Source organism: Streptomyces cavernae (genome assembly GCF_004023625.1).
Taxonomy (GTDB): Bacteria; Actinomycetota; Actinomycetes; order Streptomycetales; family Streptomycetaceae; genus Streptomyces; species Streptomyces cavernae.
Genome location: NZ_ML137710.1, coordinates 1 through 12,305, shown reverse-complemented (window position 1 = coordinate 12,305; position 12,305 = coordinate 1). Strand labels below are relative to the sequence as shown.

Here is a 12,305-nt window from a genome sequence, read left to right as displayed (position 1 = left end):
GAGTTACTCCTCTCGCACACCACCAACTAAAGGAGCCGATACCTCCGAGTTTGGAGATACCGGCTCCGCGCCACTGTAGTTACTACTCTGGATAGTGCATGTTCACGAAGGTGTCCCGCTTAACAGCCATGTTCCCCGCCTTGTACAGACGCAGGATGAGAGCCTTCTTCCCTACCTGGCTCACCGCTTCCTCAATCGCCAGAATCTCGGCAGTTTTGCCGTTCCAGAGCCTCAGATGGTCACCCACTCTCAACTTCCTCGCTGGCTTACGTGGTGGATTGTTGATGTTGTCTACCTCCCTTCCTCAACTTCCCTTCTATCGTCGCACGCGCCACTGACAAACAGACATGAGTCATTCCACTTCGCCCAGTGACCAATCCTTAGTCGGGACCCGACGACTTGTAGCCGTACGCCCATTGGACAGCAGGACTCGGAAGCGCAGGCGGTCCCTGGCAGAAACAGCGCCTGTCGGCACCGTAAAACGGTAGGTCGTGCCGTCCAAAGCGGGTAGAACCGGAGGCGGAGTCCCCCATCTGTTCTTCGGGTCGAATCCTCTGCTGCCCTTCACCAAGCTGAATCGCCGTCTCCCAAACGCTGACTCATAACGGCACAGTTCAATACGCTCAACCGTCACCGGAGTTGTGCCATCGTTGATGAGGCGAAGAACAAACAGGTAGGAAGCCGACTTAGCCTCTTGCTCTGGAACTTGTACACCTGTTCGCCAGAGTCGTACCTTCACTTTGGGCCGTACACGCCTATAGGTGCGGTAGGACACAATCATATTGGCTGCGGTGAATGCGGCACTCACCGACGCAACCACGATGGCAATGACTGGAAGCGACATGCGGAAAGGATGCCCAAGGGAAACCCTGTCGGACCCTGGCTTGAGCAACATCTGCGCTTGGACATGAGAGAGCCCCCAGACAAGGCGTCCAGGGGCTCTCTGAGGGCTTGGGCTACTCCCCCGGCTCCTCGTACGCCGGGAGCCTCTGTGCGCGGCTCTCAGCGATGTTCAGTACGTCCGTCAGGCTCTCGATGAGCCGTCCGGCGATCCACCTCAGCTCATCCGCTGTCAGCTTGGCTTCCTCCCCCACCATCGGCCGCGCCAACTCCACGATCACGGCTGCTGATTCGATCTGCTGAGTCTCGATCTTGTCTGCCAGGAGAGACAGGGGTGTGGGAGTGCCGTCCGTGACGAGATGCGCTGGCTTCCCTTCCGGCCCCTTCCAGGGCAACAGCCGGACATGGCTAGGCTGGCTCACTGTCAACAGCTCCTCATGGCTGGTGGCCACGCCCCCGGACCGTTCGCCCGGTCGCGGGGGTACTTCCGAAGCTGAGGATACGCGCATACGCGTATACGCGGTCGCGTGAATGCGCGTACTCACGGATGCTCGGGCGTATGGATCTTGACCGCAGCAAGCCCGTATGGCCCCAGGTTGCTGCCGAGCTGCGCCGACGACTGGACGCCGGCACATACGCCCCTGGCGAGAGGTTCCCTGCCGTGGTCGACCTTGCTACGGAGTTGGACGTGGCTCCCTCTACCGTCCAAAAAGCCGTAGCGGCTCTCAGGGAAGAGGGGCGGCTCTATACCATCCTGGGACAAGGATCGTTCGTCTCCAAGCCGTAGAAAGCTTTTTAGAGACGGCTACTGCCTCTCCCCTAAGAGACCCTAGGCACGCGAAAGACCGGACCACCCCCAATTGTTATTCAACCGTTAATGGTAGGGGGGGTTGAATTCATAAACGATTCCATAAAAGGAATAAGGCCCCGCCATTTGGCAGGGCCTTTCTTTATTCCCCTCTTTATCGAGCGAACCCCAATGCCTTCCATCGGTATTCTTCGGTGACGTTATGGCTAATCAGCATTCTCGTCATCTTGCCTTTCTTTCCAGGGCGGGTAAGGGCAAGCTCATTAGCCATGGTCTGGATATCCCCCAGGTCCATAACCATTCCCCTCTCGCTTTCGTCCTGCCCCTTATCCCACGCCCAGACCTTTACGCCATAGGTGCGGAGGAATTCTCTACGGTCTTCCTGGTCTTTGGACTCCCAGACTTCCCCGTACTCCTTACCCGTGGCTTTCAGTGTGGGGTTAGCCCTTTCCTCTTCCTGCTTCGCGAGTAGCGCAACCTTTGCCGACAGCCCCTTATGCATACGCCGGTAGGACTCTTCCTGTCCCTCCCCGTCGTACTCACCTGCCAGGAAGTCAGCTTCCAGCTTTTCCAGGCGTGCCCTAGCCGACTGAAGTTCCCTTGCCTGAGAGGGTCCCTTACCGGCTCGCTCGTACATCTCCCACGTGCCTACGCTACCGCGAATCTCCTGGTCAACCCACGTATCGAGCACGTCAGCACGGACGTAAAGACCGCTAGCGCAATCGCCACCCTTGAACTTGTTGGAGCAGCGGTAATACCTGTGTCCGGGAATCCTTTCTCCGTCTTTCCTAGTGTGTCCGGAATTCAGAAGGGAAGTAACCGGCGCTCCACAGTTACCGCACCGAGCAATACCGGCAAGCAGGCTCTTTCCACCGGTACGGCTTTCCGTTCCTACAGGCTTGTGAGCCGGTTTGATTCTGTCGACCAGGTCTGTCCATTCGTCCATGGACGCTAGGGGTTTCTCAGGGAGAATGACCGGCTCTCCCTGGTCGTCTAGAACGGCCTCCCCTTTGTACGTGTAGATACCGGGCACCCAAGAGGAGCGGAGAAACTTATTGATGATGGTCGACTGCCATTGCGTTCCCTTGGTTTCCTCCCCCTTCAACTTCCTAAGATGGTCTCCCCATGTGAGTACGCCCCGGCCGTTGAAGTCTCGGGCAATCCTGTGTGTGGACTGTCCCTCACGGACACGAGTGAAGATCTCTTCTACGTACGGGTGGAAGTCCTGGTCAATCTCCAGAACCTTCCTCCTGCCTCCCTCTACGGCTTTGATGCGGTAGCCGGTAGGCGGAGCGCCCGTAAGCCATGAACGGTTCTCCAGACGGCTCTGTACGCCGTTGAGGATGCGTGCCTGAATGGTGTCCCACTCGGCTTCTGCAAAGACAGCCGTCATGCGAGCCATCATCTTTCCCTGAGGGGTGCTCAGGTCGAACCCCTCTTCAACACAGACGATGAACTTCCCGTTCTGCTGCGCCCACTCCAACAGTTCATTGAAGTGCATCGAGCGACGCGTAAGCCTGTCCATCTTGGCTGCAATGATCACGTCGAACTCATCAGCCTTGGACGTGAGCCAGCGTCCAAGCTTCGGGCGCTTGAAGGGGCTCATCGAGCCGGATACGTCCGTGTCCTCTGCCTCCCCCACCAGGACGCCGGACAGGTGCGGAGAGCTGACGTGGTGTCGGATCACGCCACGCTGCCACTCGATGGACGTCGAGCCGTCCGAGTCGGCAGACAGGCGGAGACAGGCTAGGTAGCGCAGACCAGGTGTCATGAGGGGAGGCTAGCGGAGTCTGTGTGCCTAGGTAACCGGCTTGACCTTGCCGGTAGGCACGTCGGTCCTCGTCCTCGTCCTCGTCGGAAAACTGCTGTGGGAAGTACTGCTGTGGAAACTGCTGCAAACCGCTCTGGACAGCACTACAGCGGGTCGTCGGACCCGCCGGTACCAAGGCTAATGGTCCGGTGGCCGGTGACAAGACGTCGCCGGGCTGTTCCTCTGCGCCAGGAACTACCCTGGTCCGGTGCGCGACAAAACCCAAACGAATTCCGCCGAAGCCGGTGACGGACTGATCCGGGCCGGCGTCATCGTGTTCTTCGTCGGCGCCGTGGCCACGCTGGTCACGGTGGCGCCGCTGCTGCTCGGGACCACGCCTTTCCCGTCGTACATGTTCGCTCTGAGCATGCTCATGGGCGTCGGGTTCCTGATCGCGGGCGCCGGGGTGCTCCGCTCGGCCGCGGCCGGCCGCCGCAGGGCACGGTCGGTTCAGTAGGTCCGGTTCGCGGGGGTGGCCCGGTACTCGTCCCACCACGCGGGGAACGCGGTCAGGTCGGCCAGTACGACATCGGCGCCCGCCCCGTGCAGTTCCTCCGCGTCGCACGGCCCGGTGGCCACCGCGACGGACAGTGCCCGCGCCGTCCGCGCGCCGCGTACGTCACCCGTGTGATCGCCGACGTACACGCTCGCCCCGTGCTCGCGCAGCGCCTCGGCCTTCCGCTCCGCCCACAGCCCGCCCACGACGGCGTCGGGCTCCATGCGCAGATGCTCCAGGTGGAGCTTGGCGTTGGGCTCGTACTTGGCGGTGACCACGACCGCGCGCCCGCCCGCGGCCCGCACCGCCTCGATCGCGGCACGGGCGCCGGGCATCGCGAGCGTGCCGGATATGGCGTATGTGGGATACATCTCACGGTAGAGGTCGGCCATGGCCGGGACCTCGTCGGCCGGGAACCAGTTGATCAGCTCGTCCTCCAGCGGCGGCCCGAGCCGGGTGACGATCAGATCGGCGTCGAGCACCGCCCCCGTACGCGCCGCCAGGGCCGTGTAGCAGGCGTGGATGCCCGGCCGCGAGTCGATCAGGGTCATGTCGAGGTCGAATCCGACGGTCAGCGCGCAGGAAGTCGTGGACGAGGTCATACGGGCCATTGTGCCCAGCCGCGCCAACGGGCCCCGGGCAGCGGCCTCATAGACTTGGTGAAGCCTTGTCGCCGTCCGAACGTCCAACTTCCGAACGCCCAACTTCCGAACGTCCGACTTCCCGAACGTCCAACTTCCGAATTCCGACACTCTGTACGTCCGTCCCGACGTTCAGTCCTTCCGAACATCCTCGTGGAGCTCCATGCCGGCCAGACGTCCCGTCGCGGTGGTGGCGGCCGTTCTGGCCCTGCTGCTCGCGGTCCTGCTGAGTCTCGCCGTCGGCGCCCGCGCGATCGCGCCGAGCGCCGTCCTCGAAGCCCTGCTGAGCGGAAGCGGCGGTCACAGCGCCGACGCCGACGTCGTACGGGGGCTGCGGGTGCCGCGCACGCTCGTCGGGGTGATGGTCGGCGCGGGGCTGGCGCTGGCCGGAACCGTGCTCCAGGGCATCACCCGCAACCCGATCGCCGACCCGGGTGTCCTCGGCATCAGCCAGGGTGCCTCGGTGGGCGTGGTGCTGGCGATCGCCTTCGCCGGTGTGCACACGCTGACCGGGTACGTGTGGTTCGCCTTCGCCGGGGCCGGCATCGCTTCGGTGGCGGTGTACGCGATCGCCACCAGCGGGCGCGGAGGTGCGACTCCGGTGAAGCTGGCCCTCGGTGGGGCCGCGATCAACGCGCTGCTGGTTTCCGTGACCACCGCCGTGCTCACCACCAAGGCCTCCGCATTGGACGAGTTCCGCTTCTGGCAGGTGGGTTCGCTGGCCGGGCGGGACGCCGAGATCGTGGCGCAGGTGTGGCCGTTCCTGCTGGTGGGCGCGGTGCTGGTGCTGTCCGTCGCCCGCGGTCTGGACGCGCTGGCGCTGGGGGACGACGTGGCGCGGGGGCTGGGGCAGCGGGTCGCGATCATCCGTGTCGTGGGCGGGCTCGGCGCCACGATCCTCACCGGGGTGGGCGTCGCGGCGGCCGGTCCGCTCGCCTTCGTCGGACTCGCGGTCCCGCACCTGGCCCGGGCGGTCGTGGGCTCCGCGCACCGCTGGGTGCTGCCGATGGCGGCACTGCTCGGGCCGGTGATGCTGCTGCTGTCCGACACCCTCGGGAGGGTCGTCTTCCCGCCCGGCGAGGTACCGGCCGGGGTGATGACGGCACTGGTCGGGGTGCCGTTCCTGGTGGCTCTGGTGCGCCGCAGGGGGGTGGTGGCGTGACCTCCACGGCACCCGGGCCCACCCGGCCCGGCTCCACCCCGCCCGGGACCGCCGGAACACAGGCCGGCGGGACACGGGCTGACGGAACAGGGGCCGGCGGAACACGCGCAGATGGGACACGGCCCGCCGGGTACGGGCTGGTGCGTCCGGGCTCGGGCCGCCTCTCGCTCCTGGTCCACCGCAGGGCACTGCTCACCGCCGTGGCGCTGGGCCTCGTCCTCGCGATGACGAGCCTGGCCTACCTGTGCGTGGGCGAGAGCTTCGTCTCCCCGGTGGAGGCGCTGAAGGTCGTGCTCGGGCAGCCGTCCCCCGACGAACTGGTCGTCGGCACCCTGCGCGAGCCCCGGCTGGTCGTCGGGCTGCTGGTCGGCGCCGCCTTCGGGGTGGCGGGCGGCCTCATCCAGACCGTGTCCCGCAATCCGCTGGCCAGCCCCGACGTCATCGGCATCAGCCAGGGCGCGGGCGCGTTGACCGTGGGCGCGATGACCTTCGGGGTCACGTCGTACGCCGTCCTGCCCTACCTTTCGGTCGCCGGCGGCGTCCTCGCCGCTCTGCTCGTGTACGTCTTCGCCTGGCGCGGCGGGCTGCACGCCTCACGGTTCGTCCTGATCGGCATCGGGATCGCGATCGCGCTCCGCTCGGTCACCTCGCTCCTCATGACCAAGGGCGACTATCTGGTGGCCCAGCAGGCGCAGATCTGGATGACGGGTTCGCTGAACGGTCGCGGCTGGGCGGAGGCCGCGCCGCTCGGCTGGTCGCTGCTGGTGCTCGCGCCCGCCGTGGCGTGGGCCATGCACGCCCAGCGGATGGCGGGGCTCGACGACGACACCGCGGTCGCGTTGGGGGTGCGGCTGGGCCGGGTGCGGCTCGGTCTCACACTGCTGGGCGTGGTCCTCGCCTCGGTGGCGACGGGCGCGGCCGGTCCCGTCGACTTCGTGGCCCTGCTGGCCCCGCAGATCGCCCGCCGCCTGACCCGTACGGCGCAGATCCCGCTGGTGTCCTCGGCGTTGCTGGGCGCGGTGATCGTCGTCCTGGCCGACCTGCTGGCACGACGGCTGTTCTCGCCGACGGAGGTGCCGGTGGGCGTACTCACGGCGGCGGTCGGCGCGCCGTACCTGATCTGGCTCATCGTGCGCAGCCGCAAGGTCCGCTGAGGCCTGCTCCGCGGTCCAGGACGCCAAGGCATAGCTTTCACCTCGAATCATTGCAACGATCGCGCTGATGTTCATTGCATTAAACGGGGACTATTGCAACAATATCTAGCCTGTGAACTGCACTAATTGCGATGTGATGCAACGAGCTTGTTGCGGACTTCAGGAACGCAACGTAGCGTTTCCAGTGTTCGAAACGACGAGCCAGAGGAGAGCATGATGCAGAAGTTCGCCACCCCCGCCCCGATCGCCGCCGTCCTCGACATCCAGGCCGGACGGGTGCAGGTCATCGCAGCCGACCGGGCCGACACCGCGGTCGAGGTCCGGCCCGTGGACCCCTCCAAGGGGCGGGACGTGAAGCTGGCCGAGCAGACCACGGTCGAATACGCCGACGGCACGCTGCGGATCACGGCCACGGCGGCGACGAAGAACCGGATCCTGGGCCCGTCCGGCTCGGTCGAGGTGACCGTCCAACTGCCCGCCGGCTCCCGCATCGACGCGAAGTCGGCCGGCGCCGAGTTCCGGGGAGTCGGACGGCTCGGCGACGTCGCCATCGACGGCGCCCACGGCCAGGTCAAGCTCGACGAGACCGCAGGCGCCCGCCTGGCCGTCCTGGCCGGGGACGTCGAGGTCGGCCGGCTGGGCGGCCCCGCGCAGATCAGCACCCAAAAGGGCGACATCCGCATCGCCGAGGCCCTGCGCGGCACAGTGACGCTGCGCACCGAGCACGGCGCAATCTCGGTCGGCGCCGCCGCCGGAGTCTCCGCCTCCCTGGACGCCGGCACGTCCTACGGCCGGATCCACAACTCACTCAACAACAGCGACGGCGCCGCCGCCGGCCTGAACATCCAAGCCACCACCGCCTACGGCGACATCACCGCGCGCAGCCTCTGAAGGACACTCATCCCGCCCAAGGGCGGCGCACCCCGACACCGCGCCGGCACACGCCGCCCCGTCCGCGCCATCGGCCACTACCCGGACAGAAGCCCCGCCAGGACGCACCTGGCGGGGCTTCGGATATGCGGTCGGGGTCAGTGGAACGAATCACGGACATCAGAAGTCCCATCGTCACTCCACACTCCGACCTCGCCTCCCGGCATGCAGATCACTCGTCTTCCCCCAGGCCCGACAAGCCCCCATGCTTCGTAAGCGTCATCCGCCCGGACGGTCAGGTTCATGCCGCTTTCAAATGCGACGACGAGATCCCCGCCTTCTCCTACATGAGCCTCAGTGATCACGTCACGGGCAAGTCGGACGAGATGAGCCGCCGCGGCCGCCGGGGACTGCGGATCGAACGCCACATGTTCCTCGGTGGAAACCTGGATAACCGCCTCCGTCTCGATACGCAGTTCACAATCCGCGCTGGTCAGGATTGTGACAGTCGCGTCGAAGCAGATACGGGCAACCGCCTGACCTCGAAGGCCCAAGTCCACGTCCACCACCCCGCCGGCATCGAACAGCCCACCACAAACTGTCTCGGAGAACCCACACTTGGATTGCGATTCCAATTCTGCGGCGCGCGCCTTCAGAGCTTCCGCAGTCTCGTCCCAATCGGGACCGAAAGAGAGAAGGTCGGCTGCAGCTTCGCGCAGCAGTGCCGGATCGTCGGGGCGCTGCAAGCAGGCGAGCCGGTAAGCCAGGTTGCGAGCCCAGACCGGGAGAGCCATCCAGTCGTCGGCCAGCGCTTCCCGCAATGCCGACAAGATGTCTTCAGGGTCCGCGAACGTAACTTCTTCGATAAAGTCCCGAACGGCATCCGGAATTCCTGGGGCACCATCCTCGTCGACTGAAAGAATCAAATTCCTCGTCGACTGGTCCAGCTCGGACAAAACCCTGTTCCGAGCTGATGGCTCGGCCGTTCCGTAGTACGGACGAACCGTGCGTGCCAGCTTCCGCTGGATCGCACGGAGGGTTTGGAGACTCGACTCGTCGCTCAGGCCCGTGGTCGTGGACCACTCGAATCCCGAACCTGCGAGATCACTGACGAAGACGATCTCCGTGGCCAGCAACACGCGCGCCCAGTCGACCGGGGCCACCGGAGCGTCTTCCGCGAGTGCGGCACGCAGCCTGCGGCACTGGTCGAGCAGGTCCTGCAGGCCCGCGAACCCCATACCGACAGCGAGCTCGTCGCTGCACCGTGCCGGGCCTCCCCATTCCAACAGGGCGCGCCGCAGCAGGGCGATCTCATCCGCGGTGAGCAGGTCACTCGCCGCCCTGTGCTCTGGCGACATCAATCCAGCCCCTCCCGTTGGCTCACACCGCGCCGCTCGGAGAACTCCCTGGCCAGGCCGACCAGCCGGTCCCCGAACTCCGTGGTTCGCATGCTGGTCACTCAGGCTCACCCAGCGGGTAGGCGGACTCCAGAACGGATCGGACTCCCCTGACCCCGTCCTTCCACCGACCGCTCCTCAGGCTCTCGTGGTCCCATACAACGACTGGTTCGTCCCCCTTCACGCAATAGCCGTAGATCTTGTCCGCGACGTCCTCGGTGAAGAGGTGATCGAAATGGAAGACCCCCTCGAACGCCGACCATGCAATTCCATCCGCGCGCTCGGCAGCTTTCCGCAGACACTGTCGCAGGTAAGGGACGAATTCCCGGCCGACGTCATCGAAGGTGAGATCATACTCCCGGACGACCGCTTGCCTCCCCCCTGGATCAGCGGAGATCGGAAACGTCTCAACCGAATCCGGGCGCATCCCGGCCAATTCGAACTCACTCTCCCGCAGGCGTGCTTCAGCTCGCCCGAGCGTAAAGAGAATGATAACCGCGGGGCCACTCCAGCAGATTGCCTTATCGATCGAACTCACCAGACGTCCCACTTCGTCACGCTCGCGCATGGCTGTCGGTTTTCGAGGTCGCGGACGCGGATTTCAGGCTCGGCTGCACTCCTGTCCGAGCGCGACGAGACGTGGGCCGCGGAACGAGCTATGCACCCTCGTTGTCACCGCGCAGGGAACGGATCATGCTCTGCAGGATCCGGAACGCGTCTGACTGCTCGGTCTCGGTCAGACCGGCCAGCATTCTGGCCTCGACGGACCGGACGGCTGCGCTCGCCTTCTCGAGGCTCCGTCGGCCGCGAGGCGTGAGCCGCGTGGGAAGCACCTTCCCGACGGGTGCCTCCGCGGGCCTGGTCACATAGCCGTCTCGCTCCAGGGCCTGGAGTAGCACGTTCATCGTCTGCCGTGTCACGAACGCGCCTCGCGCGAGCTCGGAGTTCGACAAGCCCGGTCGTTGCGCCAGCAGCTCGAGGCAGGAGTAGTGCGTCACGCTCATCCCGAGCGGCCGCAGCACTTCCTCCATGGCCGCGCGGAGGGCGCTCGACACTTCTTTGAGCAGGTAGCCCAGTGACGTCTCCAGGTCGACGCCGACCCCTTCTTGACCCATGTCAGCATTCTGACATAGGTTGCTGCGTGTCAGAAAACTGACACGAAACGAAGGAACGTCATCATGCCCGCCACCGGCCCCGACTTCATCTCGCTCCAAGTGCGCGACCTCGACGCTTCGCAGGCGTTCTACGAGCAGTACCTGGGCCTCGTCCGCTCGCCGGCCGGACCTCCGCACGCCGTCGTCTTCGAGACGAAGCCGATCGCGTTCGCAGTCCGCGACATCATTCCCGGCACGGACCTCGCATCCGTCGCTCAGCCCGGCATCGGTGCCGCGATCTGGCTCCACGCCACCGACGTCCAGGCCATCCACGACGCGCTCGCCGCCGACGGTCACACCATCGTCTCCGCACCGATCGACGGTCCCTTCGGTCGGACCTTCACCTTCGCCGACCCCGACGGCTACCAGGTCACGCTCCACGACCGCACTTGATCAACCGACCCTGCTGACCCGACGACGTTCTGCCGGCTGGATGACCTCGGCTTGAAAGTCGTCGGCCGGCCGGGCTCGGGGTGTCCTGGCACACCGTCAATGACGCCGTCCCGGCGACCGGCCACCAGTTGCTGATCGCCGACCCGACCCGCTTCGACGGTGTCCGAGTCAAAGGCTTGACATCCTCCCCCTCTCAAAAGAGGGGGATTCCAGCCGATATGGGCTGAGGTTCACGGGTGCTCGAACGGCTGGTGGCCGCTGTCACTCCTCCGGCACCGGCTGCTCGCCGGGGGCGGGGGATCCCGCCCTGTCCTGCCGCGACGTTGATGCTGGCGTTGGTGTCCGCGTTGCAGGTGAAGCCGCAGAAGGAACAGATGAACTCGGCTTGGCTCTTGCGCGAGTTCTTGTCGATCCATCCGCAGGCACTGCACCGCAGGCTGGTGTAGGGGGCGGGCACGTCTTCGACCCGGCCGGGGGCTTTGTGTTCGGTGCGCCGGCGGAGCAGGCCCCAGCCCTGTGCGAGGACAGCGCGGTTCAGGCCGGCCTTCTGTGCCACGTTCCTGCCGGGCTGCTGCTCGGTTCCCTTCGCGGAGCGAGTCATGTTCTTGATATTCAGCTTCTCGAACCGCACCAGGTCATAGGAGCGGGCGAGCATGGTGCTGGTCTTCTCGCACCAGTCCTTACGACGGTTCGCCTCCCGCACCTTGAGCTTGGCCACCTTCGCGTACTCGGCCGCTTTCTGCGGGCTGCCCTTCTTCGCTCGGGCCGCCCGCCGCTGATGCTTGCGGATCCGTGCCCGTTCCCGGGAGGTGAGCTGCGGGCAGTTCAGCTTCCTCCCGTCCGACAAAGCAGCGGTGATCGTGACACCCCGGTCGATGCCGATGGCCTCGCCCGTGCCCGGCGCCGGGATCGGCTCAGGGACGACGGCGAAAGCCACATGCCACTGCCCGCCTCGGAAGGTGACCCGGAACGTCTTCGCCTCCGGCAGCTTCGCGCCCTTGCCCTTCACGCTGAGACGGAACCGGACCCAGCCGCAGCCGGGCACCTTCACCCGAGCCCACCGCCGGTTCAGCTTGCGCACCACGACGGACCGGCCCATGACCTGCTTGCCGGTCTTCGCGTTCAGCTTCGGCGAACCGTCCTCGTGGTACTCGGGCACACGGTCGCTACCGATGACGCGAAAGCCCTCGTGCCGGAACTTCTTGCGCCAGGTCGGCTCACCGAACCCGGAAGTGAAGCGTGCGTTCTTGGCCTTCGCGAAGTCCTTCAGTGCCTGCTGCCGCACATCCGCGTTCCCCGCACGCAGCCATGCGTCGTCACGCCGGGCCTCGGTCAGCTGGCGGCACTGCTCGGCAAACCCGGGCGCGGACCTCCGGCCCGGCTTCCAGTGCGCGTGCTGCTCCACGGCAAGGTTGTCGGGTGGCCGGGGCCCGTCACCGGGTCCCCGGCCCCCTCAGAACCGTACGTGCGGGTCGTCCCCGCATACGGCTCAAGCAGAACCCACGGGCGCGTTTGCTTTGCGTCCGGTCCTCCTGTCATGGGCCTCGTGGTGCTGCCGATGGCAGTCGGCGTGTACGAGC

Annotated in this window: 14 protein-coding genes; 6 read left to right on the top strand and 8 right to left on the bottom strand. The window is 65.6% G+C overall.

The genetic code is table 11. The features are described from left to right. Positions 1-82: 82 nt before the first annotated feature. On the bottom strand, positions 83-247 hold the full coding sequence (locus tag EF387_RS46550; RefSeq protein WP_155589730.1) for a hypothetical protein: 165 nt from the start codon (positions 245-247) through the stop codon (positions 83-85). Positions 248-956: 709 nt separating this feature from the next. Further along, positions 957-1,292, bottom strand: a complete 336-nt coding sequence (locus tag EF387_RS03620) for a hypothetical protein (protein ID WP_238431323.1) — start codon at positions 1,290-1,292, stop codon at positions 957-959. 95 nt (positions 1,293-1,387) lie between these two features. Between EF387_RS03620 and EF387_RS03615 the strand changes: the two genes are divergently transcribed. Continuing rightward, on the top strand, positions 1,388-1,627 hold the full coding sequence (locus EF387_RS03615) for a GntR family transcriptional regulator (RefSeq protein WP_338058080.1): 240 nt from the start codon (positions 1,388-1,390) through the stop codon (positions 1,625-1,627). Positions 1,628-1,802: 175 nt separating this feature from the next. Here the strand turns inward: EF387_RS03615 and EF387_RS03610 are convergent, their stop codons facing one another. Further along, positions 1,803-3,419: a recombinase family protein gene (locus EF387_RS03610; RefSeq protein WP_128375005.1), complete on the bottom strand. Its 1,617-nt coding sequence runs from the start codon at positions 3,417-3,419 to the stop codon at positions 1,803-1,805. Positions 3,420-3,666: 247 nt separating this feature from the next. Here EF387_RS03610 and EF387_RS03605 point away from each other — a divergent pair, with 247 nt between their 5' ends. Further along, a complete protein-coding gene (locus EF387_RS03605) occupies positions 3,667-3,915 on the top strand; it encodes a hypothetical protein (RefSeq protein WP_128375004.1) in 249 nt (82 codons plus the stop codon). On the opposite strand, the gene EF387_RS03600 is transcribed toward EF387_RS03605, so the two are convergent. Beyond that, positions 3,909-4,565, bottom strand: a complete 657-nt coding sequence (locus tag EF387_RS03600; RefSeq protein WP_128375003.1) for an HAD family hydrolase — start codon at positions 4,563-4,565, stop codon at positions 3,909-3,911. The genes EF387_RS03605 and EF387_RS03600 overlap by 7 nt on opposite strands. A gap of 193 nt (positions 4,566-4,758) precedes the next feature. On the opposite strand from EF387_RS03600, the gene EF387_RS03595 reads away from it, so the two are divergent. The 3 genes from EF387_RS03595 (at position 4,759) to EF387_RS03585 (ending at position 7,802) form a co-directional block, all read left to right on the top strand. Next, positions 4,759-5,757 carry a FecCD family ABC transporter permease gene (locus tag EF387_RS03595; protein WP_128375002.1) on the top strand — a complete coding sequence of 333 codons (999 nt, stop codon included), beginning with the start codon at positions 4,759-4,761 and terminating at the stop codon, positions 5,755-5,757. 137 nt (positions 5,758-5,894) lie between these two features. Then, a complete protein-coding gene (locus EF387_RS03590; protein ID WP_238431333.1) occupies positions 5,895-6,911 on the top strand; it encodes a FecCD family ABC transporter permease in 1,017 nt (338 codons plus the stop codon). Positions 6,912-7,127: 216 nt separating this feature from the next. Then, on the top strand, positions 7,128-7,802 hold the full coding sequence (locus tag EF387_RS03585; protein ID WP_128375238.1) for a DUF4097 family beta strand repeat-containing protein: 675 nt from the start codon (positions 7,128-7,130) through the stop codon (positions 7,800-7,802). A gap of 137 nt (positions 7,803-7,939) precedes the next feature. Here the strand turns inward: EF387_RS03585 and EF387_RS47995 are convergent, their stop codons facing one another. The 3 genes from EF387_RS47995 to EF387_RS03565 all read right to left on the bottom strand — a co-directional run bounded on the left by EF387_RS47995 (position 7,940) and on the right by EF387_RS03565 (position 10,293). Then, a complete protein-coding gene (locus EF387_RS47995) occupies positions 7,940-9,139 on the bottom strand; it encodes a DUF6188 family protein (protein ID WP_238431322.1) in 1,200 nt (399 codons plus the stop codon). Positions 9,140-9,236: 97 nt separating this feature from the next. After that, a complete protein-coding gene (locus EF387_RS03570; RefSeq protein WP_128375000.1) occupies positions 9,237-9,746 on the bottom strand; it encodes a hypothetical protein in 510 nt (169 codons plus the stop codon). A gap of 88 nt (positions 9,747-9,834) precedes the next feature. After that, a complete protein-coding gene (locus tag EF387_RS03565; protein ID WP_128374999.1) occupies positions 9,835-10,293 on the bottom strand; it encodes a MarR family winged helix-turn-helix transcriptional regulator in 459 nt (152 codons plus the stop codon). Positions 10,294-10,356: 63 nt separating this feature from the next. Between EF387_RS03565 and EF387_RS03560 the strand changes: the two genes are divergently transcribed. Then, positions 10,357-10,725: a VOC family protein gene (locus EF387_RS03560; RefSeq protein ID WP_128374998.1), complete on the top strand. Its 369-nt coding sequence runs from the start codon at positions 10,357-10,359 to the stop codon at positions 10,723-10,725. Positions 10,726-10,918: 193 nt separating this feature from the next. Here the strand turns inward: EF387_RS03560 and EF387_RS03555 are convergent, their stop codons facing one another. After that, positions 10,919-12,130 (bottom strand): RNA-guided endonuclease InsQ/TnpB family protein, encoded by a 1,212-nt coding sequence (locus tag EF387_RS03555; protein WP_238431321.1) that lies wholly within the window; start codon positions 12,128-12,130, stop codon positions 10,919-10,921. Between the last annotated feature and the right edge of the window lie 175 nt (positions 12,131-12,305).